This is a genomic window from Phytopseudomonas straminea, assembly GCF_900112645.1.
Classification (GTDB): domain Bacteria; phylum Pseudomonadota; class Gammaproteobacteria; order Pseudomonadales; family Pseudomonadaceae; genus Aquipseudomonas; species Aquipseudomonas straminea.
The window spans coordinates 80,543-103,535 of record NZ_FOMO01000010.1 but is presented as its reverse complement, the minus strand read 5'-3'; the positions used below and the strand labels follow the sequence as shown (position 1 = coordinate 103,535).

General features: G+C 64.4%; 23 protein-coding genes. 15 read left to right on the top strand and 8 right to left on the bottom strand.

Features of this window, described 5'->3' with window-relative positions; translation table 11 throughout:
- Nucleotides 1-3: 3 nt before the first annotated feature.
- The 11 genes from BM279_RS20010 (at nt 4) to gloA (ending at nt 12,720) form a co-directional block, all read left to right on the top strand.
- Nucleotides 4-2,187, top strand: coding sequence for a chemotaxis protein CheA (locus tag BM279_RS20010; protein WP_093506686.1), 2,184 nt, complete (start codon nt 4-6; stop codon nt 2,185-2,187).
- Nucleotides 2,180-2,713, top strand: a complete 534-nt coding sequence (locus BM279_RS20005) for a chemotaxis protein CheW (RefSeq protein WP_093506684.1) — start codon at nt 2,180-2,182, stop codon at nt 2,711-2,713. The genes BM279_RS20010 and BM279_RS20005 overlap by 8 nt, the downstream gene beginning before the upstream one ends.
- Before the next feature lie 33 nt (nt 2,714-2,746).
- Complete coding sequence (locus tag BM279_RS20000) at nt 2,747-4,390, top strand: methyl-accepting chemotaxis protein (protein WP_093506682.1); 1,644 nt, start codon at nt 2,747-2,749, stop codon at nt 4,388-4,390.
- Nucleotides 4,391-4,393: 3 nt separating this feature from the next.
- Entirely contained in the window at nt 4,394-4,912 is a 519-nt protein-coding gene (locus tag BM279_RS19995) for a chemotaxis protein CheW (protein ID WP_027903163.1), read from the top strand.
- Nucleotides 4,912-5,733, top strand: coding sequence for a CheR family methyltransferase (locus tag BM279_RS19990; RefSeq protein ID WP_093506680.1), 822 nt, complete (start codon nt 4,912-4,914; stop codon nt 5,731-5,733). Before BM279_RS19995 ends, BM279_RS19990 begins: the two co-directional genes overlap by 1 nt.
- Nucleotides 5,726-6,244: a chemotaxis protein CheD gene (locus tag BM279_RS19985; RefSeq protein ID WP_093506677.1), complete on the top strand. Its 519-nt coding sequence runs from the start codon at nt 5,726-5,728 to the stop codon at nt 6,242-6,244. Before BM279_RS19990 ends, BM279_RS19985 begins: the two co-directional genes overlap by 8 nt.
- Nucleotides 6,241-7,302 (top strand): protein-glutamate methylesterase/protein-glutamine glutaminase, encoded by a 1,062-nt coding sequence (locus BM279_RS19980; RefSeq protein WP_093506675.1) that lies wholly within the window; start codon nt 6,241-6,243, stop codon nt 7,300-7,302. The genes BM279_RS19985 and BM279_RS19980 overlap by 4 nt, the downstream gene beginning before the upstream one ends.
- A 111-nt stretch (nt 7,303-7,413) precedes the next feature.
- Nucleotides 7,414-9,333 carry a rhomboid family intramembrane serine protease gene (locus BM279_RS19975; RefSeq protein WP_093506673.1) on the top strand — a complete coding sequence of 640 codons (1,920 nt, stop codon included), beginning with the start codon at nt 7,414-7,416 and terminating at the stop codon, nt 9,331-9,333.
- 237 nt (nt 9,334-9,570) lie between these two features.
- Entirely contained in the window at nt 9,571-11,409 is a 1,839-nt protein-coding gene (gene ilvD / locus BM279_RS19970) for a dihydroxy-acid dehydratase (protein ID WP_093506671.1), read from the top strand.
- A 152-nt stretch (nt 11,410-11,561) separates the two neighbouring features.
- Nucleotides 11,562-12,020, top strand: coding sequence for a metallophosphoesterase family protein (locus tag BM279_RS19965; protein WP_093506669.1), 459 nt, complete (start codon nt 11,562-11,564; stop codon nt 12,018-12,020).
- A 172-nt stretch (nt 12,021-12,192) separates the two neighbouring features.
- Nucleotides 12,193-12,720, top strand: a complete 528-nt coding sequence (gene gloA, locus BM279_RS19960) for a lactoylglutathione lyase (protein ID WP_027903157.1) — start codon at nt 12,193-12,195, stop codon at nt 12,718-12,720.
- A gap of 33 nt (nt 12,721-12,753) precedes the next feature.
- Here gloA and BM279_RS19955 read toward each other — a convergent pair whose 3' ends face one another.
- The 3 genes from BM279_RS19955 to BM279_RS19945 all read right to left on the bottom strand — a co-directional run bounded on the left by BM279_RS19955 (nt 12,754) and on the right by BM279_RS19945 (nt 14,912).
- Nucleotides 12,754-13,254, bottom strand: coding sequence for a DUF3060 domain-containing protein (locus BM279_RS19955; protein ID WP_093506667.1), 501 nt, complete (start codon nt 13,252-13,254; stop codon nt 12,754-12,756).
- A gap of 94 nt (nt 13,255-13,348) precedes the next feature.
- Entirely contained in the window at nt 13,349-14,242 is an 894-nt protein-coding gene (locus tag BM279_RS19950) for a LysR family transcriptional regulator (protein ID WP_093506665.1), read from the bottom strand.
- 1 nt (nt 14,243) lies between these two features.
- Nucleotides 14,244-14,912, bottom strand: a complete 669-nt coding sequence (locus BM279_RS19945; protein WP_093506663.1) for a DUF3592 domain-containing protein — start codon at nt 14,910-14,912, stop codon at nt 14,244-14,246.
- Between the two features lie 274 nt (nt 14,913-15,186).
- On the opposite strand from BM279_RS19945, the gene trpB reads away from it, so the two are divergent.
- From trpB to BM279_RS19930, 3 genes are all read left to right on the top strand, one after another.
- A complete protein-coding gene (gene trpB / locus BM279_RS19940; RefSeq protein ID WP_093506661.1) occupies nt 15,187-16,398 on the top strand; it encodes a tryptophan synthase subunit beta in 1,212 nt (403 codons plus the stop codon).
- Nucleotides 16,395-17,207, top strand: a complete 813-nt coding sequence (gene trpA / locus BM279_RS19935; protein ID WP_093506659.1) for a tryptophan synthase subunit alpha — start codon at nt 16,395-16,397, stop codon at nt 17,205-17,207. Before trpB ends, trpA begins: the two co-directional genes overlap by 4 nt.
- Nucleotides 17,208-17,389: 182 nt before the next feature.
- Entirely contained in the window at nt 17,390-17,845 is a 456-nt protein-coding gene (locus BM279_RS19930; protein ID WP_093506657.1) for a GNAT family N-acetyltransferase, read from the top strand.
- Between the two features lie 48 nt (nt 17,846-17,893).
- Here BM279_RS19930 and BM279_RS19925 read toward each other — a convergent pair whose 3' ends face one another.
- Nucleotides 17,894-18,505 carry an NAD(P)-dependent oxidoreductase gene (locus tag BM279_RS19925; protein ID WP_093506655.1) on the bottom strand — a complete coding sequence of 204 codons (612 nt, stop codon included), beginning with the start codon at nt 18,503-18,505 and terminating at the stop codon, nt 17,894-17,896.
- A 139-nt stretch (nt 18,506-18,644) separates the two neighbouring features.
- Here BM279_RS19925 and BM279_RS19920 point away from each other — a divergent pair, with 139 nt between their 5' ends.
- The gene (locus BM279_RS19920; RefSeq protein WP_093506653.1) at nt 18,645-19,547 is read left to right on the top strand and encodes a LysR family transcriptional regulator; all 903 of its coding nucleotides are present in this window, start codon (nt 18,645-18,647) and stop codon (nt 19,545-19,547) included.
- A 3-nt stretch (nt 19,548-19,550) separates the two neighbouring features.
- On the opposite strand, the gene pbpG is transcribed toward BM279_RS19920, so the two are convergent.
- From pbpG to BM279_RS19900, 4 genes are all read right to left on the bottom strand, one after another.
- Nucleotides 19,551-20,459, bottom strand: a complete 909-nt coding sequence (gene pbpG / locus BM279_RS19915) for a D-alanyl-D-alanine endopeptidase (protein ID WP_093506780.1) — start codon at nt 20,457-20,459, stop codon at nt 19,551-19,553.
- 222 nt (nt 20,460-20,681) lie between these two features.
- Complete coding sequence (locus BM279_RS19910; protein ID WP_093506651.1) at nt 20,682-21,545, bottom strand: carboxylate/amino acid/amine transporter; 864 nt, start codon at nt 21,543-21,545, stop codon at nt 20,682-20,684.
- 54 nt (nt 21,546-21,599) lie between these two features.
- Entirely contained in the window at nt 21,600-21,959 is a 360-nt protein-coding gene (locus tag BM279_RS19905) for a DOPA 4,5-dioxygenase family protein (protein WP_093506649.1), read from the bottom strand.
- The gene (locus tag BM279_RS19900) at nt 21,956-22,909 is read right to left on the bottom strand and encodes a choline sulfate utilization transcriptional regulator (protein WP_093506647.1); all 954 of its coding nucleotides are present in this window, start codon (nt 22,907-22,909) and stop codon (nt 21,956-21,958) included. The genes BM279_RS19905 and BM279_RS19900 overlap by 4 nt, the downstream gene beginning before the upstream one ends.
- Between the last annotated feature and the right edge of the window lie 84 nt (nt 22,910-22,993).

Genomic DNA, 22,993 nt, shown 5'->3' with positions numbered 1-22,993 from the left:
ACCATGAACATGGACGAAGTGCTGCAGGTCTTCATCGCCGAAAGTCAGGAACTGCTGCAGCAGATGGAAGAAGCCCTGCTGCAGCTGGAAAACGATCCCGACGACGCCGACACCATCAATGCGGTTTTCCGCGCCGCCCACACCATCAAGGGCTCGGCCGGCCTGTTCGGTCTCGACGTGATCGTCGCTTTCACCCATATCGCCGAAAGCGTGCTGGACCGCGTGCGCAACGGCGAGCTGCGCTTCGACAAGGACATGACCGCGCTGTTTCTGCAGGTCGGCGACCACCTGGCGCGCCTGGTAGCCCTGGTCGACAGCGGCGCCGATCTGGAGACGCTCGAAGAGGACACGCAGATTGTCCACCAGCAGCTGGCCGAACAGCTGTCCGGTTATCTGGATCCCGCACCGGCCGCCGAGCCGATGCCGGCCACCGCTACCCGTATCGAGCGCGGCCATGGTGAGGGTGTCGGCGCTGATCACTGGCACCTGTCCCTGCGTTTCGGCCCAGACACCTTGCGTAATGGCATGGACCCGCTGGGCCTGTTCCGCTACCTGAGCACCTTCGGCAAGATCGTCAGCATCGTGCCGCTGCTCGACCGCATTCCGGTCGCCGCCGAAATGGACCCGGAAACCTGCTACCTGGGTTTTGAAATGGCCTTCGTCAGCGACGCCGACAAGGCCACCATCGAAGGCGCCTTCGAATTCGTGCGCGAAGATAGCCTGATCCGCATCCTACCGCCCAACAGCAAGTCCGAGCAGTACCTGGAACTGATCCGCGCGCTGCCGGAAGAAGACATGCGCCTGGGCGAGATCCTCATGCGCTGCGGCACCCTGACCGCCAACGAGCTGCAGGAAGTGCTGCACACCCAGGTGCAGGGTCAGGAGCGCGACGAGCCACGCCCGATCGGCCGTGTGCTGGTCGAGGAAAGCCTGGTACAACCGCCCGTAGTGGCCGCCGCGCTGCAGAAGCAGCAACAGATCAAGGAAAACCGCAGCAACGAGAACAGCCTGATCCGCGTCGATGCCGGCAAGCTGGACAAGCTCATCGACCTGGTCGGCGAGCTGATTATCGCCGGTGCCGGGGCGCGAATGACCGCCCAGAACTGCGGCCACCCGGAAATGCTCGAAGCCACCGAGCTGCTCTCGCGGCTGGTCGAGGAAGTCCGCGACTCGGCCCTGCCGTTGCGCATGGTGCAGATCGGCAGCACCTTCAACCGCTTTCAGCGGGTGGTACGTGACGTAGCAGGCGAGATCGGCAAGGACATCGCCCTGTCCATCAGCGGCGGCGAAACCGAGCTCGACAAGACCGTGGTCGAGCGGATCACCGACCCACTCACGCACTTGGTACGCAACGCCATGGACCATGGCATCGAGTCGGTAGAAACCCGCCTGGCGCGCGGCAAGCCGGCCCAGGGCAAGGTATCGCTAAATGCCTACCACGACGCCGGCAGCATCGTGCTGGAAGTCAGTGACGACGGCGGCGGTCTGGATGCTCAGCGAATTATCGCCAAGGCCCGCGAGCGCGGCCTGATCGGCGAAGGCCAGACGCTATCGGAAAAGGAAACTTTCGCACTGATTTTCGAGCCAGGTTTCTCCACCGCCGAGCAGGTGAGCAACCTGTCCGGCCGCGGCGTCGGCATGGACGTGGTCAAGCGCAACATCGCCGCTCTGCGAGGCACCATCGACCTGGACAGCACCCTCGGCCAGGGCACGCGCATTCGCATCCGCCTGCCACTGACCCTGGCGATCATCGACGGGTTCCTGGTCAGTGTCGGCCAGGCCGGCTACGTGATTCCCCTGGAACTGGTAGAAGAATGCATCGAGCTGCCCGCCGACACCTCGTTCAAGCGCGGCCACTTGGAGCTGCGCGGGCAGATGCTGCCCATCGTGCGCCTGCGTGACCTGTTCGAGGACGAAAGCCAGCCGCCGCGCCGAGAAAGTGTGGTGGTGGTGCGCCAGGCAGGGCTGCGCGCAGGCCTGGTGGTCGACCAGCTAGCCGGCGAGTTCCAGACGGTGATCAAGCCCCTGGGCAAGATCTTCGCCGGCTGCAGCGAACTTGGCGGTTTCACCATTCTCGGTGATGGCACCGTCGCACTGATTCTCGACATACCCCGACTGCTCAACCAGTTGGCCGCGCCGCGCAGCGTCGCGCATCACGAATCCGCCCAGGTCTACGCCCATGAGTGAACTCACTGTGACCACTGCCAGCAACCCGCAAGGCGCCGCGGGCGAAGAGCTGGTGCACCAGTACCTGAGCTTCATCCTGCACGACCGGCGCTACGCCCTGGACGGGCTGTGCGTGCGGGAAATCATCGAGTACCAGCGCACCACCAAGGTGCCGATGGCCAACCGCTGCGTACATGGCGTGATCAACCTGCGCGGCGCCGTGGTGCCGGTCATCGACCTGAGCCTGCGCTTCAACCACGCCAAGACGCAGATCGACCGCCGCACCTGCATCATCATCGTCGAAGTCCCCCAGCCCGACGCCCCGCAGATACTCGGCATCCTCGTCGATGCCGTCAGCGAGGTATTGGAGGTCGCCCCGGCGGAAATGAATCCGGTACCGGCCTTCGGCAACGCGATTCGCAGCGACTTCATTCAGGCGATGGTTCACCGCGAGGATGATTTCATCATCCTGCTGGCCATCGAGAACGCCCTTGCGGTTGCCGAGATTGCGGCTCTGCCAGACGGCAACAACGCATTGTCCGCCTGATCGGGCAGCCAAGCATCACAGAGGGAAGCAACCATGTTCAAAGACCTACGTGTGTCCACAAAGCTCGGCCTCGGTTTCGGCACGGTCATCGTGCTGCTGCTGATCGCCTTGGTGCTGGGCCTGACGCGCATGAGCGCGATCAACGACTCCAATGACATGATCATCAAGGATCGCTACGTAAAGATCCGCGAAGCCAACGTTATCAAGGAAGAGACCCTGAATCAGGGGCGCTACATTCGCGACATCATTCTGCTCGACGATGACGACGCTGATCGCAAGAACCTCGGCCTTTTGGAAGCCAGCCGTGAGCGTCGCAAAGCGGCGACCGAAGAACTGGATCGCACCGTCACCTCGCCCCAGGGCAAAGAGTTTCTGGCACGCGTCAACGCTGCCCGCGCCGAGGTAGGCAAACGCTATGACGAGATGTTCAAGCTGTTGAACGATCCAGAGCGTGCAGAAGCCTACCTGTACAGCGACATCATTCCAGCCAACAACGAGTTGCTCACGGCAGCTAGCGCGCTCGTCAAGTATCAAAGCGAGCTGATGGACCAGGATGCCGAAGGCGCTGCCCAGCTCTATCAAGAATCGCGTCTGCAGCTCTCGCTGATCGGCGGTGTCGCCATTTTCATCTCCATCCTGCTCGGCTGGCTGATCACCCGCAGCCTGCTCAAGCAACTGGGCGGCGAGCCGGCCTATGCCGCCGAAGTGGTGACCCGCATCGCCGAGGGCGACCTGCGCACCCAGGTGGTGGTCAAGCCCAACGACACCACCAGCATGCTGGCCTCGATCAGCAACATGTCCGCCCGCCTGACGCAGATCATCGCCGAAGTGCGCAGCTCCGCCGACTCACTGTCCAGCGCTTCGGAAGAGATCTCTTCCACTGCCCAGAGCATGAGCCAGGCAGCCTCCGAGCAGGCTGCCTCGGTGGAAGAAACCAGCGCGTCGATGGAACAGATGTCGGCGTCCATTGCGCAGAACACCGAGAATGCCCGGGTTACCGACGGCATGGCCAGCAAGGCCGCCAATGAAGCCGGCGAAGGTGGCCAGGCGGTGAAGGATACCGTGCGAGCCATGAAGACCATCGCCGACAAGATCGGCATCGTCGACGACATCGCCTACCAGACCAACCTGCTGGCTCTGAACGCCGCCATCGAAGCGGCCCGCGCCGGCGAGCACGGCAAGGGCTTCGCGGTGGTCGCCGCTGAAGTACGCAAGCTGGCCGAACGCAGCCAGGTGGCCGCTCAGGAAATCGGCGAAGTGGCGAAGAACAGCGTGGCCCTGGCCGAACGCGCCGGCACCCTGCTCGACGAGATCGTGCCATCCATCGCCAAGACTTCCGATCTGGTGCAGGAAATCGCGGCGGCCTCCGACGAGCAGAGCAGCGGCGTCGGCCAGATCAGCACGGCGATGAACCAGCTCAGCGAGCTGACCCAGCAGAACGCATCGGCCTCCGAAGAGCTGGCGGCCACCGCCGAGGAAATGAGCGGTCAGGCCGAGCAGCTGCAACAGCTGATGGACTTCTTCCGCCTCAACGGCACCGGCGAGCGCATCACCGTCGCCAACCCGCCGCGCAACCGTCAGCAACCGGCCCGCGGCAACGGCCCGACGCGCCAGCCGCGTGACGACGACGGCCACAGCGGCGGTCTGCCGGCCGGCTACGTGCGCTTTCAGGAGTAAGCCATGAGTTCCGAGCCACGGCTGCTCGACAACGCCACGGCGGGGTCGGGCCAGTACCTGACCTTCACATTGGCGCAGGAGCTGTTCGCCGTCGAGATCCGCGCGGTGCGCGAGATCATCGGCTACGGCCGGCTGACCACGGTGCCGATGATGCCGCCAAGCATCCTCGGCGTGATCAACCTGCGCGGCGCCGTGGTGCCGGTGGTGGACCTTGGCCAGCGCTTTGGCGGCCAACCTACCCGCATCGGCCCGCGCACCTGCATCGTGATTCTGGAAATCGCCGGCCCTGAACACACCCAGGTGATCGGCATCGTGGTCGATGCGGTCAACGAAGTGCGCGAGCTGGGCGCCGAGCACATCGAGCCGACACCGGCCTTCGGAGGCAGTATCCGCGCCGACTTCATCCGCGGCATGGGCAAACTCGATGATCGCCTGGTGGTGATGCTCGACATCGGCCGGGTGATCTCGGCCGAGGAGTACGTCGCGCTGAGCCAGGCACAGCAACAGGGTGCCGGCAACTGATGCGCGACTCGAGCCAGGCCACCCTCTCCGATATCGAGTTCCACCAGTTCCGCCAGCTGATCCACGACATCGCCGGCATTCACCTGTCCGACGCCAAGAAGCCGCTGGTGGCCGGGCGCCTGAACAAGCGCCTGCGCTCCCTTGGCATGGCTACCTATGGCGAGTACTTTCGTCTGGTCGGCAAGGACAAGACGGAACTGCAGACCTGCGTGGATCTGCTGACCACCAACGAAACCTACTTCTTCCGCGAGCCCAAGCACTTCGACTTCCTGCGCGAGCTGTTGCAAAAGCCCGGTGCGATTCCCAGCGGTCGTCCGCTGCGGATCTGGAGCGGCGCCTGCTCCAGTGGCGAGGAACCCTACACCCTGGCCCTGCTGCTGGCCGAACGTCTCGGTGAAAGGCCGTGGGAGATCCTCGCCTCGGACATCAGCCAGCGCATTCTCGACCAGGCGCGCAGTGGCGTGTACGAGCTCGCCGACAGCGAAAATATCCCCCGCCATTTGCTGGTCAAACACTGTCTACGCGGCGTCGACGAGAACCAGGGGCGGATGATGATCACGCCATCGCTGCGCCAGCGCGTGCGCTTCACCCAGATCAACCTCAACAATACGCTGCCGGACGTGGGCCTGTTCGACGTGATCTTCCTGCGCAACGTGATGATCTACTTCAACGCCGAGACCAAGCGTCAGGTGGTAGATCGTCTGATAAAACATCTGCGCCCAGGCGGGCACTTCATCATCAGCCATTCGGAAAGCCTGAACGGCGTCAACGATACGCTCAAGGTCGTCAAACCCTCGATCTATCGCAAGCCAGATGCCTAATCGCCCCTCCATCGCCGAGGTCTATCTCAACCCCGGCGACTATCACTTCGGCGGACCTTACACCCGCGTGCGCACGCTGCTGGGCTCCTGCGTGTCGATCGTGCTCTGGCACCCCCATGCGCGCCTGGGCGGCATGTGCCATTTCATGCTGCCCACCCGCGGCCGCCCGGCCAAGCAGCGCGATGGCCGCTATGCCGACGAGGTGATGAGCCTGCTGTGCGAAGCCATCGCCCAGAGCGGTACCAAGCTGACCGAGTACCAGGCGCGTATATTGGGCGGCGGCCACATGTTCCCAGGGCTCGCGAAAGCCCGTCGCAATCATGTCGGCCAGCAGAACATCGATGCCGCACGCCGCCTGCTCGCCGAAAAGAAAATCGGCTGCCACGGCGAACATGTCGGCGGCTTCGGCCACCGCAATCTAATCTTCGATATCTGGAGCGGCCAGATCGCGCTGAAGCAGACTCAGCCCCTCGCCGCCCAAGAACCTCCTGCCGGAAAGCGACCGCAATGAAAAGCATCAAAGTGATGATCGTCGACGACTCCGCCGTGGTGCGCCAGGTGCTCTCCCAGGTGCTGGCAGCCGACCCGGCGATCGAGGTCATCGGCACCGCCGCAGACCCGCTGTTCGCCCTCGACAAGATGCAGCGCCAGTGGCCGGACGTGATCGTGCTGGACGTCGAGATGCCACGCATGGACGGCATCACCTTCCTGCGCAAGCTGATGGCCGAACACCCGACGCCGGTGGTGATCTGCTCGACACTGACCGAAAAGGGCGCCACCACTACCATGCAGGCGCTGTCGGCCGGTGCGGTTAGCATCGTCACCAAGCCCCAGGCCAGCCTGAGCAAATTCCTGGTCAACGCCAGCGATGACCTGGTCAACGCGGTCAAGGCCGCCGCCCGTGCCAACGTCAAACGGCTGAGCAACAAGGCGGCTGCACCCGCGCCCCAGGCCAAACTCAGCGCCGACGCCATCCTGCCACCTGCCAGCAGTGCCATGGCGCGCACTACCGAGCGCATCGTCGCCATCGGCACCTCCACCGGAGGTACCCAGGCGCTGGAATACATCCTCACCCGCCTACCAAGAGTCTGCCCGGCGATCGTCATCGTCCAGCACATGCCCGAGCGCTTCACAGCCGCCTTTGCCGAGCGCCTCAACGCGCTGTGCGAACTGGAGATTCTGGAAGCCCGCAATGGCGACCGCGTGGTGCCCGGCCGCGCACTGATCGCCCCGGGTGGCCGCCACCTGCTGCTCAAACGCAGCGGCGCCCAATATGTGGTCGACGTAGTCGACGGCCCACCGGTCAGCCGCCACAAGCCCTCGGTGGACGTACTGTTCCGCTCCACAGCCCGCGCTGCCGGCGCCAACGCCATGGGCATCATCATGACCGGCATGGGCGACGACGGCGCCCGCGGCCTGCGCGAGATGTACGACGCCGGCGCCCTGACCCTCGGCCAGGACGAAGCCAGCTGCGTGGTCTACGGCATGCCCAAGGAAGCCATGAAGCTCGGTGCGGTCAGCAAGGAAATTCCCCTGGAGCAGATCCCGGCAGCCATCCTGCGCGGTTAGCGCCGGGCCTCGCGAGACCCCTCGAAACGCCGGACATCCAGATGACGTTTCCCACGGGAATCGGCACAATCGCGCAGCGTTCGCCGACCTCGCACAGGAACTGCACCGTCCATGGAACCCCTCAAGCGCTGGCGCCTCCCCTGGCTGACCCTGAGTCTGATCCTCGTCACTATCGCCGCGTACCTCTGGCAGGCGCGCCAGCTCGGCGGCTATGGGCCGTTCGGGGAAGACCAGTTGATGTCTCTGGGCTCCAACATCGCCATCCTGACGTTAACGGGCGAATACGGGCGCCTGCTGAGCAACCTGTTCCTGCACGCCTCGCTGGCGCACCTGGGGCAGAACATGCTCGCCCTGCTGCTGATCGGCGTCACCCTGGAAAGCCTGCTGGCGCGCTGGCAATGGCTGCTGCTGTACCTGCTCGGCGGCGTATTCGCCAGCCTGGCCTCGGCGGCAGTGCACGTCGACCAGCAGCAGGTCTCGTTCTTCGGCCAGGTCACCCAGGTGATCTTCGTCAGCGTCGGCGCCTCTGGGGCGATCATGAGCCTGGCCGGCGCCGAGCTGGCCATCGCCCTGAGCGTCAAGCTGCGCGGCACCGGCGAGGCGGGCGACAGCCTGCTGCGTAACGCCCTGCTGGTGCCGCTGCTGGCACTGGTTTACGGCCTGATAGATCAGGGCACCGACAACGCCGCCCACCTTGGCGGTTTCCTGTTCGGCCTGCTGGCCACCCTGCCGCTGTGCCTGGGCACCAGCCTGCCGGCGCGCCTCGGTATTGCCGTTGGCGCCCTGCTGGCACTGGCGCTGGGTACCTTTAACCTGCTCAACCCGGTGTTCGACAACCCGCGCGTGGACGAACTGCGTCAGATGGCGCTGCATGAAGTTCAGGAAACCCGGCGCATCGACACCCTCAAGGCACACATCGAAGCGGAGCGTCAGGCACCCCGCACCTGGGTCGATGGCGAACAGGCCCAGGGGTTCGCCATCGACCTGCCAGTGGTCGCGCGGATCGTGCCGAGCAGCGATCCCTCGCGGGTCTACCTGCTGAAGAACGACGCTGATATGCAAATCATCGAGTACGACCTGACGACCCAGCAGCCCCTGCGTACCCTGCTGACCCAACCTTACGCACGCGGCCAGCTGTGGGGCTGCCCGGGCCCGGAGTGCGTGGGTGTAGGGGTGACCGATATGGCCCTCGACGAGCCGGCCGGCAAGGCTTACGTGCTTGGCCTGAGCAAAGGCGCCGTGAGCCGTATCGACCTGGCCAGTGGTGCGATCGAATACAGCGTGCCGGTCAGCGACGAGCCCGCACGGTTTCCCAGTCGTGTGCTGCTGCACGAGGGGCGTCTGTACGTGATGGATCGCGCCGACAACAGCCTGACGATTCTCGAGGCGGCCAGCGGCAAGCGCCTCGAACGCCTGCAACTGCCCGCAGCGGGCTACGAGAACACCTACATACCGACAGGCGAAACCCTGCTGCTGTCCAGCCAGGGCGATGCCCTCTACCTGCTGCCGAGCTCGTCGCAGCCGATGCGCCTGGACCTGGACAGCCAGCAACTCAGCGAGATCGGTGAGGACGGCGCGCAGCAGATGGGCCGCGATGCCCAGGGGCGTATCTGGCTGCTCTACGAGGACGGCGTGCTCTACCCGCAGGAACAGGGGCAGCGCGAGCGCGTCCCGTTCCACCTGCCCGCGGCCGGGATGCCAGGCTGGATGGCCCTCATCGACCCTGACGGCCATAGCCCGCTGATCCTGCACCTGAGCGAGGGGTTCATCCTCGCCAGTTCGGCGCAGACCGGCCAGGTGCTGCGTGCCTATCCGCTGAACGTGCCGCCGAGTGACATCTTTGCGCTGCAATACCTGGCCGGTGGCCGCTTCTACCTGAGCACTCGCCAGGGTCTGCAGATCTTCGACGTAGACCAAGCCCTGGATGGCCGGGAAGTGGCCGCCGAGTACCAGCAGCTCCTTGAAGAAAGCACCGCGTGGCAGTTGCGCCTGGAGCGCCAGCCGCTCGAACAGCCGGCCAACGACTGGTAACCGCCGGGGCTCCGCTTGGCGGAGCCCCGGGCTTTGGGCCGGCGCCAGCCTTTCCCTTGGCGACTGGGGCGGCGTAGAATCAGGGCATTTCCCGCCAGCCACCCTTCGGCGGGCTGTGAGCCCGGGCAGGCAGACGGAGATCCCGTCGTGCGCCATGCCACCTTGCTTCGCGGTCACCTGCCGCTGATCCGCTCACCCACCTATCAATGCCTACCTGATTAGCCGCAGGAATCCGTCATGCCTGATTACCGCTCGAAGACCTCCACCCACGGCCGCAACATGGCCGGCGCCCGCGCCCTGTGGCGCGCCACCGGGATGAAGGACGAAGACTTCAAGAAACCGATCATCGCCATCGCCAACTCCTTCACCCAGTTCGTGCCCGGCCACGTGCACTTGAAGGACCTGGGCCAGCTGGTCGCCCGCGAGATCGAGAAAGCCGGCGGCGTGGCCAAGGAATTCAACACCATCGCCGTCGACGACGGCATCGCCATGGGCCACGACGGCATGCTTTATTCGCTGCCGAGCCGCGAGATCATCGCCGACTCCGTGGAGTACATGGTCAACGCCCACTGCGCCGACGCCATCGTCTGCATCTCCAACTGCGACAAGATCACCCCCGGCATGCTGATGGCCGCCCTGCGCCTGAACATCCCGGTGATCTTCGTCTCCGGCGGTCCGATGGAAGCCGGCAAGACCAAGCTGGCCAGCCACGGCCTGGACCTGGTCGACGCCATGGTGATCGCTGCCGACAGCACCGCCTCGGACGAGAAAGTCGCCGAATACGAGCGCAGCGCCTGTCCGACCTGCGGTTCGTGCTCCGGCATGTTCACCGCCAACTCGATGAACTGCCTGACCGAAGCGCTGGGCCTGGCCCTGCCGGGCAACGGCTCGACCCTGGCCACCCACAGCGACCGTGAGCAGCTGTTCCTGCAGGCTGGCCGCACCATCGTCGAGCTGTGCAAACGTTACTACGGCGAAGGCGACGACTCGGTGCTGCCGCGCAACATCGCCAACTTCAAGGCGTTCGAAAACGCCATGATGCTCGACATCGCCATGGGCGGTTCGACCAACACCATCCTGCACCTGCTGGCCGCGGCCCAGGAAGCCGAGGTGGACTTCGACCTGCGCGATATCGATCGTCTGTCGCGTCTGGTGCCGCAGCTGTGCAAGGTGGCGCCGAACATCCAGAAGTACCACATGGAAGACGTGCACCGCGCCGGCGGCATCTTCTCCATCCTCGGTTCGCTGGCCCGTGGCGGCCTGCTGCACACGGATCTGCCGACCGTGCACAGCAAATCCATGGCCGAAGCCATCGCCCAGTGGGACATCACCCAGACCGATGACGAAGCCGTGCACCACTTCTTCAAGGCCGGTCCGGCGGGCATCCCGACCCAGACCGCGTTCAGCCAGTCGACCCGCTGGGAAACCCTCGACGACGACCGCGAGAACGGCTGCATCCGCAGCTTCGAGCATGCCTACTCGAAAGAAGGCGGCCTGGCCGTGCTGTACGGCAACATCGCCCTGGACGGCTGCGTGGTGAAGACCGCCGGCGTCGACGAGTCGATCCACGTGTTCGAGGGCAACGCCAAGATCTTCGAAAGCCAGGACAGCGCTGTGCGCGGCATCCTCAATGACGAAGTGAAGGAAGGCGACATCGTCATCATCCGCTACGAAGGCCCGAAAGGCGGCCCGGGCATGCAGGAAATGCTCTACCCGACCTCGTACCTGAAATCCAAGGGCCTGGGCAAAGCTTGCGCCCTGCTCACCGACGGCCGTTTCTCGGGCGGCACTTCGGGTCTGTCCATCGGCCACGCCTCGCCGGAAGCGGCTGCCGGCGGCGCCATCGGCTTGGTGAAGGATGGCGACAAGGTGCTGATCGACATCCCCAACCGCTCGATCAACCTGCTGGTCAGCGACGAGGAAATCGCCCATCGCCGTCACGAGCAGGACAAGAAGGGCTGGAAGCCGGCCGAGCAGCGTCCGCGCAAGGTAACCACCGCCCTGAAAGCCTACGCCCTGCTCGCCACCAGCGCCGACAAGGGCGCGGTACGCAACAAGGCGATGCTGGAAGACTGATCCCTGTCGCGCTGTAAATGAAAACCCGGCCTTGTGCCGGGTTTTCTGTTTCTGGGGCAGAGCCCCGGGTGTCGCTTCGCTCGACCCGGGCTACGGTTTACGGAACGCATCGCGGGCGGGGCTGCTCCTAGAAAGACCATGCAGGAGAACCCATGAAGATTGGCCTGATCGCCGACACCCACGGCCTGTTGCGGCCCCAGGCGCTGGCGGCGCTTGAGGGCGTCGACCACCTGATTCACGCCGGCGATATCGGCGGGCCGCAGATCCTTGCCGAGCTCGAACGCATCGCGCCGCTGTCGGTTGTACGCGGCAATAACGATGGTGACGCCTGGGCCGACGGCATTCCCGAGCACCTGACACTGCGCTTTGGCGCGATCAGTCTGTATGTACTGCACGACCTCAAGCAGCTGGCCATCGACCCCAAGGCCGAAGGTATCGATGTGGTGATCGCCGGGCATTCGCACAAGCCGTTGCATGACGTGCGCGATGGTGTGCTCTACCTCAACCCCGGCAGCGCCGGCCCACAGCGGTTCAAGTTGCCGATTGGGGTGGCCCTGCTGCATATCGATGAGGACGGGGTGCGGGCTGAACTGATTACTTTGGAGGTTTGATGCAGTACCTGTGGGAGCGGGCCATGCCCGCGAAAGGAATCGCGGGCATGGCCCGCTCCCACAAGGTAATCCAAACAGTTGCTCTAGCCACCACCTTGAAAAACACACCTCACGAGGCCATCTACTGACCTCATGACTTTTTGAATTGTCCACTCACCTGATGGAGACGCCCATGACCCTCGACGAACTCAACAAACTGCCCGGCGTGACCGGCAAGCCCGACGTCGCCACCGCGGACTTCGTCTACAACCACACCATGATCCGCGTGAAGGATCTCGAGAAGTCCCTGGACTTCTACACCCGCGTGCTGGGCTTCACGCTGCTGGAGAAGAGCGATTTCCCGGATGCCGAATTCAGCCTCTACTTTCTGGCACTGATTGCCGACAAGTCGCAGATCCCGGCCGACCCGAAAGCCCGTCACGAGTGGCGCAAATCCATTCCCGGCGTGCTGGAGCTGACCTACAACTACGGCACCGAGAAGGATCCGGAGTTTTCCTACCACAGCGGCAACAGCGACCCGCGCGGCTTTGGTCACCTGTGCGTGGCGGTGCCGGATATCAAGGCTGCCTGCCAGCGCTTCGAAGACCTCGGTGTGGACTTCCAGAAGCGCCTCACCGACGGCCGCATGCGCAACATCGCCTTTATCAAGGACCCGGACGGCTACTGGGTGGAAATCATCCAGTTCACCGACGTGGAGTAAATACCGCGGCGCCCCTCTCCGGGGCGCCCGTTTCTATTGGCGCTCGACCTTGTTGTCGGCGCCCGATAGCTGCACCTGCGGCTCATCGCTACTCCAGCGCACCTGCTGTTCGATCCCACTGACGTCCAGTCTGGTCTCGCCCTCGAGGCGCAGATCCAGCTTTTGCCCAGTACCCGCAACCGTTATCGGTGTCGACTGCTCACCCGCGACGACCGCGGTACGCACCTGATTGTTAAGGGTATCGACACTCAGCGCATTGACGCGCTCGGCCACCACTTCATGCTCGGCACCAGAAACGCTGAGGGACTTGGCCGTGCCCAGCGTCACTTTGTGTTCCGAGCCGGAAACCTCCACCGCGCCGCAATCGCCCTTGAGGTGAATTACGTTGGCGTTGCCGGAGATGTTCACGTCCTGGCCTTTGCAGGAGATATCGCGCGACAGGCCAATTCCCTCGATATTCAGTGGCTCGGCCTGCGCCAGCGCGGTTAACGCCATACCGGCCAGCAGGCCGCCCAGCTTTTGCATACGGTTCATCGACAAATCCCTCTCTCGGTCATGGCCCGAAGCAGATCGCGGGGCCGACGTTATGACCGATGCCGATCAGCGAAGGTTCTCGCCAGCCTGAGGCTCACTGCGCGATTTGCAACTCACTTCGCAACCAGTCGGCCAGCCGCTCGGCGCGCCCGCCGCTACGTCGCTCGGGCACCCATAGCGCCAGGCGCGCGTCAGTCTCGACGAAGCCCCAGGGTGCCACCAGCCGCCGCGCCTTGAGGTCATCGGCCACCAGCTGCAGCGGCGCGATGGCCACGCCGAGGCCGGCGCTCGCCGCTTCGAGCAGATAGTAGAGGTGCTCGAAGCCCTGGCCGAGGCGCATCGCCGCTGGGTCGAGGTGCATCGCGGCCAGCCACTGCGGCCAGGCCTGGGGCCGCGAGGTGGTATGCAACAGGGCTTCATTCAGCAAGGCGCCCGGCGCTGCCGCGCTCAGCTCGGTAAAGCGCGGGTGTTGCGGGCTGAGCACCGGGCCGATGGACTCGCGCGCCAGCTCGAACACTTGCATGTCCGCCGGCCAGGGCGGCTCTGCGTACAGCAGCGTGGCGTCGACCTGAGGGCTGCGCGGGTCCAGCTCGCCCTGGCTGGTGGACAGCTGCAAATGCAGATCCGGCAGCGCGCTGTTGAGGCGGTCCAGGCGCGGAATGAACCAGCGCGCCAGCAGGCTGCCCGGGCAACCGAGCACGAAGGGCATGTCCGCCTCGCGCTGGCGCAGCTCGCCGCAGACCTGGCGCAGCCGGGCGAAGGTCTCGCCGCTCACGTCCCGCAGGCGCAAGCCCGCCTCGGTCAGCTTCAGCCCGCGCCCGTCCTTGGCGAAAAGCGACACGCCAAGCTGCTCCTCCAGGGTGCGGATCTGCCGGCTTACCGCGCCGTGGGTGACGTGCAGTTCGAGCGCCGCACGGCTGACGCTGCCCAGCCGCGCCGCTGCCTCGAAGGCGTGCAGGGCATTGAGTGACGGCAGGTCCTGGGCCACGTCAGTCCGCCAACTCGGGCAGAAAACGCGTGTCCATGCTGTAGCGCTTGGGGTTTTGCGGATCGATCATCACCGTGACCAGCGACTCGCTGATATAGGGGCCCGGATCGAACCACAGGTTTTCACTGCGAAACACATGCAGCTTGTTGGTCTGCGGGTTCAGCCACTGGGCGACGATGCGGTACGGGTTACGGCCATTGATGCTCAGTCCGCCATTGAGTTCGACATCCACCACCTCGGCCTGAACCGGTGTACCGGTGACCAGCAATTCGGCAGCGCGGCGCTTGCCAAGCAGCGGCGGCAACACGAACAGCAGGCCAAGCGGCAGAAATACCGCGCCGATACCGCCGAGGATCAGGCTGCCAATCCAGTTCTGCTCGAAGCTGTCGATCCGCGCCCGCTCGAGGTTCTGCGGGTCGTAATACACCGTCACCCGCTCGCCGATATCGAACGACGGCGGCGTGCTGCAAGTGCCACTGTGGTACTCGCCCAGGGTGCCATCGAGGCTGGTGAACGACACCGTCGGGCAACCGCCCTCGATATCCACCACCGAACCCTCGGCGCGCGTCATCTGTGCCTGATCGCTGAAGCGCGCCACCTGAATGCCGACCGCCCCGGCCAGCATCAGCGCGCCGATCCCGGGAAATATCCACAACCAAGCTGTTTTCATGGGCGTTCCCTACCTGTGCGTAAAAATCATGATTGAGGGATTATCGGCCAACCCGCTGACAACGCCAATGGCCAGGCCTTATAGCCTCGATAATTGCGACACCCCGCACAGCTGATCATCAACAACAGAACCATAGATATGTGATATTTACTCACCCATCCGTTAAAACTAATCGCTTTTCCGAGCAACGCGGCAGCGTTAGTCTGGCCACCATCGACGCCAAGCCATCTGGCTGGCAGGCCGACCACGGCCGCTGAATTCACAGGAGACTCCCATGACTTCACTTCGCAACGGCCCCGACGCCACCGGCCTGTTCGGCGCGTTTGGCGGTCAGTACGTCGCCGAGACGCTGATGCCGCTGATCCACGACCTGGCCGCCGAGTACGAAAAGGCCAAGGCCGATCCCGAGTTCGCCAAGGAGCTGGCCTACTTCCAGCGCGACTACGTGGGCCGCCCAAGCCCGCTGTACTTCGCCGAGCGGCTGACCGAGTTCTGCGGCGGCGCGAAGATCTACCTGAAGCGTGAGGAGCTCAATCACACCGGCGCGCACAAGATCAACAACTGCATCGGCCAGATCCTGCTGGCCAAGCGCATGGGCAAGCAGCGCATCATCGCCGAGACCGGCGCCGGCATGCATGGCGTGGCCACCGCCACCGTCGCCGCGCGCTTCGGCCTGCAGTGCGTGATCTACATGGGCACCACCGATATCGATCGCCAGCAGGCCAACGTCTTCCGCATGAAGCTGCTCGGCGCCGAGGTGATTCCGGTCACCGCCGGCACCGGCACCCTGAAGGACGCGATGAACGAAGCCCTGCGCGACTGGGTGACCAACGTCGACAGCACCTTCTACATCATCGGCACCGTGGCCGGCCCGCACCCGTATCCAGCGATGGTGCGCGACTTCCAGGCTGTGATCGGCAAGGAAACCCGCGACCAGTTGCAGGAGCAGGAAGGCCGCCTGCCGGATTCGCTGGTCGCCTGTATCGGTGGTGGTTCCAATGCCATGGGCCTGTTCCACCCGTTCCTCGACGACAAGTCGGTGCAGATCATCGGCGTCGAGGCGGCCGGCCACGGCGTGGAAACCGGCAAGCATGCCGCCAGCCTGAACGGCGGGGTACCGGGCGTGCTGCACGGCAACCGCACCTTCCTGCTACAGGACGACGACGGCCAGATCATCGACGCCCACTCGATTTCCGCCGGCCTCGACTATCCCGGCATTGGTCCTGAGCACGCCTGGTTGTTCGACATCGGCCGCGTCGAGTACACCTCGATCACCGACAAGGAGGCGCTCGCCGCCTTCCACCAGTGCTGCCGCCTGGAAGGCATCATCCCGGCGCTGGAGTCGTCCCACGCCCTGGCTGAAGTCTTCAAGCGCGCCCCGACCCTGCCCAAGGATCACCTGATGGTGCTCAACCTCTCGGGCCGCGGCGACAAGGACATGCAGACCGTCATGCACCACTTCGACGAACAGGAAGAACACATATGAGCCGCCTGCAGACGCGCTTCGCCGAGCTGAAAGAACAGAACCGCGCCGCCCTGGTGACCTTCGTCACTGCTGGCGACCCGAACTACGACGCCTCGCTGAAGATCCTCAAGGGTCTGCCGAAAGCCGGCGCTGATGTGATTGAGCTGGGCATGCCGTTCACCGACCCGATGGCCGATGGCCCGGCGATCCAGCTGGCCAATATCCGCGCGCTTGCCGCCAAGCAGAACCTGGCCAAGACGCTGCAGATGGTCCGTGAGTTCCGCCAGGACGACAGCACCACGCCGTTGGTGCTGATGGGTTACTTCAACCCGATCCACAAGTACGGCGTCGAGGGCTTCATCGCCGATGCCCAGGAGGCCGGCGTCGACGGCCTGATCGTGGTCGACCTGCCGCCGGAGCATAACCGTGACCTGTGCGACCCGGCCCAGGCCGCGGGTATCGACTTCATCCGCCTGACCACCCCGACCACCGACGACAAGCGCCTGCCGACCGTACTCGCCGGCAGCTCGGGCTTCGTCTACTACGTGTCGGTGGCGGGTGTTACCGGCGCAGGTTCGGCAACCGTGGAACACGTGCAGGAAGCGGTCACCCGTCTGCGCCGCCACACCGACCTGCCGATCAGCATCGGCTTCGGCATCCGCACCCCGGAACACGCGGCGACCATCGCCCGCCTGGCCGACGGTGTGGTGGTCGGCTCGGCGCTGATCGACCAGATCGCCAAGGCGGCCGGCAATGATCAGCAGGCCATCGACGGCGTGCTCGAGCTGTGCAGCCAACTGGCCGAAGGTGTGCGCAGCGCCCGCCGCTAAGCACCCTGCGCCAAAACAAAAAACCGCTGCCCCGAGTCGGGTGCAGCGGTTTTTTATTATCTGCACGTAAGGTGGACCGGCGGTCCCGCCCAAGCAACGGTTCTAAACCTGCCTCTCCTGACGTATGTTCGATGGTCGTGGCGTTAAGTGCCGGTCATTTCACCAACACCAAGGAATGGTCTATGCCCATACGAAAGATCGAACGCGATGATCTGGAGTTCGTCAGTGCGATTTGCCTCAGAGCATTCAGTGAAGCGGTCGCGCCCGGGTTATCAGAGCAAGGCGTAGAGACCTTCACCAACGTTGCTGCAGCGGACAGCTTCGCCAGCCGTATGCATGGCGACAATCTGATGCTGGTATTTACCGACGCAGCCGCGATACAGGGCGTAATCGAACTCAAGGAAGGCCGCCATGTTGCCATGCTGTTCATCGAACCCGCCTGCCAGCGGCGTGGTATTGGCAGGCAATTACTGAGCACAGCGCTTGAATATGCAAGAAGCGATGTTATTACGGTCAGGGCATCGCTTTCTTCGGTAACGGCTTATGAACGCTTTGGTTTCATATGCAGTGGCGCGGTAGGCGAATTCGCGGGGCTGGTTTACCAGCCAATGGAGAAGCACCTGAATAGCTCAGGTTGAGGTAAACGCGCGGCTTGGTCCAAGCCGCGCATTGACGACAATTGGCCTTCAATAACCGACGGTAAAGCGCTTGCGCGAATGCTTGGCCTGTTCCAGCTCATCGACCAGGGCGATGGCGTAATCCTCCATGGAGATCGCGCTGTTGCCGTCGGCATCGACCAGCAGGCTGTCGCTGCCGAGGCGGAAACGCCCGGTGCGCTGGCCCGGCTCGAACAGTGCCGAGGGCGACAGGAAGGTCCAGTCCAGCGCCTGCTCGCCACGCAGCACGTTGAGGAAATCCCGCCCCGCGCTCGCTTCCTCCTTGTAGGCCGCCGGAAATTGCGGCGTGTCGATCAGCGCGACACCAGGCGCCACTTCCAAGCTGCCCGCGCCGCCAACCACCAGCAGACGCGGTACGCCAGCGGCCTTCACCGCAGCGATCAGGCTCGAGGCATCGCTGCCAACGAAGCGTGTGGTACTGACCACCGCATCGTGCCCCTTGAGTAACGGCACCAGGCGCTCGACATCGGCCACATCGGCGCTGGCCAGGGTAAGACCGGATTGGGCCGGCACGTTGCTTACGTCGCGGGCGATCCCGATAACCTGATGACCACGCTGCAGCAGTTCATGACTCAGCCGCGAGCCGACGCGACCACTGATACCCAGAATGACGACTTTCATGTGAGGCTCCACTGTGACGGGCAAGGAGGCATCGGCAGGCACTGCAGCGCACCGATGGACGAGGCATGAGCTTACCCGCGTGCAACGCCTCAAAAAGCCGCATAATCGCCGCTACACCGTTGCATGAAACGAGCAAATCATGGACAGACTCACGGCAACCCGCGTCTTCGTCGAGGTGGTGGATCGCGGCAGCCAGACGGCCGCTGCCGAGCATCTGGACCTGTCGCGGGCGATGGTCTCGCGCTACCTGGCCGAATTGGAAGGCTGGGTCGGCGCACGCCTTTTGCACCGCACCACGCGCAAGCTGAGCCTCACCCAAGTCGGTCACGAGCTGCTGCCGCACTGCCGGGAAATGCTGCATACCGCCGAGATGATGCAGGCCACCGGCCTCAAGGCTAGCGACGGGCCAAGCGGCAACTTGCGCATCGCCACCAGCCAGTCGTTTGCGCAAACCTGGCTGAGCCCGGTGCTGGTGGATTATCTGGCGCGCTACCCGAAGACCTCGGTGGATGTGCTGATCGGCAGCCAGGCGGTGAACCTGGTCGAGGAACGCATCGACCTGGCGCTGCGCATCACCAATCAGCTGGAACCCAACCAGATCGCCCGTCATCTGGGCGACTGCCATTCGGTGGTGTGCGCGGCGCCGAGCTACCTTGCGCGTGCCGGTACACCGCGCCAGCCGGAAGAACTGACCGCGCACAATTGCCTGACCTACAGCTATTTCGGTCGCAACCTGTGGCACTTCACGGGTGAGCAAGGGGAAATGCAGGTGCCGGTGACGGGCAACCTGAGTAGCAACGACACGGCGGTGCTGCTGGAGGCGGCGGTAAGCGGCGGCGGCATCTGCATGCAGCCACTGTATGCCGCGGCGCCGCTACTGGAAGCAGGGCGATTGCTGCGTGTGCTGCCAGGCTGGCAGCCGCAGTCCCTGGGTATTCACGCCATCTACGCATCGCGCCGGCAAATGCTGCCGGCGCTGCGTACGCTGCTGGATTTCATCGCCGAGCGGCTGGCAGCCGATCCGCTTTGGCAGGCGCGTTAGCGCTTACTGCGACGCCTGCAGCTGGCGCTGCGAAGCGCGTTGCTGTTTGTAGGCCAGGGCGGCGGGCGCCACTGGAGTAACCTTGCCGGTTTCCACCCATTTGCGCAGGCGGCTGGCGTCGGCCATGTGGGTGTACTTACCGAAGGCGTCGAGCACCACGAAGGCCACCGGCTTGCCGGCCATGGTGGTGCGCATCACCAGGCAGTGACCGGCGCTGTTGGTGAAGCCGGTCTTGGTCAGCTGCACGTCCCAGCCTTGCTTGCGGGTCAGCCCGTTGGTGTTGCGGAAACCCAGGGTGTAGTTGGGTTTATGGAAGGCCACGGTCTTTTCCGGGGTGGAGCTGAGCTCGCCGATCAGCGGGTAACTACGGGTTGCCTTGAGCAGCTTCACCAGATCGTTGGCGGTGGACACGTTGTGCTCGGACAGGCCGGTCGGTTCCACGTAGCGGGTGTGGGTCATGCCCAGGGCGCGGGCCTTGGCGTTCATGGCCGCGACGAAGGCAGTGACGCCGCCCGGGTAGTGATGGGCCAGGCTGGAGGCCGCGCGATTCTCGGACGACATCAGGGTCAGCAGGAGCATTTCGCGGCGGCTGATCTCGCTGCCGATGCGCACGCGCGAATACACGCCGCGCATCTCGTGCACGTCACGGATGATCACCGGCAGCTCCTCGTTGAGCGGCAGCTTGGCATCCAGGGTGACCATGGCGGTCATCAGCTTGGTCACCGAGGCGATCGGCACCATCATGTCCGGGTTGCTGGAGTACAAGACCTTGTTGGTATTCAGGTCGACCAGCAGGGCACTGCCGGAGGCGAGTTCCTGCTTGGCAGGCGCGGTGGCGGCGGAGGCCACCAGCGGAGAAACGATGAACAGGCAGGCCAGGGCAAGGCTGGCGAAGGGGCGTCGAATATTCACGATGGATTCACTGGGCAAGAGATGGCTGAAAAGGCGCTCCGTGCCGGTGAAGGAACTTCGTCCATGACCCTTGAGCCTCGATAAAAGCGCCGCGCAGATCTTCTCTCGGCAACGCTCATATGAGCCCCAGAAATAGGGTTTGAAAAACAGCTAATTGCATCGGCAATTGAAGGTGCGATGTTAGCACCCGTCAAGGCCGGTTCCTATCGTCCGATAAATGGATCAGGCGGTCGCCAGGCGCCGCCTGCCAAGGCGGTTGAGCCACAGCGAGGCGAGGATGATCGCACCGCCCAGAGCCAGGCGCGGCAGGTCGGCGTCGCGGTTCCAGATCAGCAGGTTCACCACCAGGCCGGCCGGCACGTGCAGTTCGTTCATCACCGCCAGGGTGCCGGCATCCACCTTGACGCTGCCCTTGACCCACCAGAACAGCCCCAGTGCCGTGGCGAACAGCCCCATCCACAGCAGGATGCCCCACTGCAGCGCGGTGCTTGGCAGTTTGTCCGGGTTGCCGAACAGCAGGAACGACGGCACCACCAGCACCAGCGCACCGAGGAAGAAATGCCCGAAGAAGCGGTGCAACGGCTGCTCGGTCGGGTAGCGCAGGAGCAACTGACGGCACAGCACCTGGCCCGCGGCGAAGGTCAGGTTGGCGAGTTGCAGCAGCAGGAAGCCGATCAGGTACTCGCCTTCCAGGCGCTCGAAGCGGATCACCACGCCGCCGCCGACCGCCACCAGCGCGGCCACCAGTGCCCAGGGGCTGAAGCGCCGCGCCAGGGCATCGTCGAGCAGGGTCACGTAGATCGGCGTTAGCACGGTGAACAGCAGTACCTCGGGCACCGTCAGCACCTGGAAGCTGCGGTACAGGCACAGGTAGGTGACACCGAATTGCAGCGCTCCGGCCAGCCAGAAGCCGCCCAGCAAACGCCGCGGCAAACCGCGCCACAGGGTGAACGGCAGAAACACCAGCGCCGCCACCGCCACCCGCGCCAGCACGGCGAAGTCGCTGTCCACCCGGCCAGCCAGGTATTCGCCGATCAGGCTGAAGGAAAACGCCCAGAGGACGGTGACGGCGAGCAGGTAAGGCATGGCGCGGGCTCTCGGAAAATCAGCCGCGGATCATACCTTGCCTTGCTTTGCGCGTCAGAGCTCGAAGGTCAACGGCCCACCCGACAAGGTCGACAGATCCAGTGGCTGAGGGGCCCCCAGCCAGAAGGCATGGTCGCGGTGGTCGACCAGATCGTTGCCGGTAATCGGGTGAACCAGCACCACCAGCGCGCCGCGGTGGAGCATCAGCCAGGGAATCACCTCGCCGAACAGCTCGGCGCGCATCGCCAGTTGGCAACTCCACTGCGGGTGCGGGCCGACGCGTTTTTCGTGCATGCGCCCCATCTTCAGCGCGAAACGTGCGGCCGCCGCTTCGCACAGCACCCGAGCCTGCGCGATGCTGCTGGCGTCGAAATACACATGGGCGTGGTAGCCGCGAATTCTGGTTTCGCTCATAGGGCAAGTCCTTTGGGGTCGATACCACCCGGCCGAGCCGGCAGGGGTTCGCGTTGCAGCTCATCCTGCAGCCAGGCGACGAAATGTTCCACCAGGCGAATGCGCCGTTTGCGCGCGGGCAGCACCACGTAATAGCCGAAGCGCGAGGCGGCCGAGCGCGAGTCGAGCCGCACCAACAGCCCCTGGCCGATCAGCTCGTCGACCAGATGCCGCCAGCCGATGGCCACGCCGCGCCCGGCGATGGCCGCCTGGATCAGCAGCGTGTAATTGTCGAAACGCAGGCTGCCGGGGCTGGGCATCTCGGCGATGCCCAGGGCGCGGAACAGGCCGCTCCAGTCGAACCAGCGCGAGCGGCTTTCCGGGCGCAGGTGCAGCAAGGGCAGGCGCGCCAGCAGATCACCCGCAGAGGGCTCGATATCCTTGAGCAGCAGCGGGCTGCAGACGGCGAATACCTCCTCGCTGAACAGCAGGTGCTGCTCGCCGTGCTTGAAGCGCCCGTCACCAAAGGAGATGGCCACGTCGATCTCCGCCGGCAGGCTGGCCAGGTCGCGCTCGCTGGTGATCAGGCTGACGTCCACGTCCGGATAACGCTGGTGAAAACGCTGCAGGCGCGGCATCAGCCAGTAGGCGGCAAAGGCGAAGTCGGTCGCGACCTGCAGCACCTCGTGCTGCTGACGGCCGGCGACCGTCGCCAGCCCGGCGTCCATGGCCGCCAGCCCCTCCTGCACCGGCGCCAGCAACGCTTCGCCGGCATCGGTCAGCACGATGCCGCGATATACGCGGTCGAACAGGCGGGTCGCCAATTGCGCCTCCAGCCGTTTGATCTGCTGGCTGATTGCCGGCTGGGTGCTGCCGAGCTCCGCTGCAGCGGCGGTAAAACTCAGGTGGCGCGCCGCCGATTCGAACACCCGCAGCGTATCGAGCGATATGCCTTCGAGCGCCTCAAACATAAGCGCTGCTTATCCGAGCCATGTGCTGCATCCGGGTTTACCCCTGTTCATCGAGCCTTGATCATCGGCTGATCAATTTCGCAT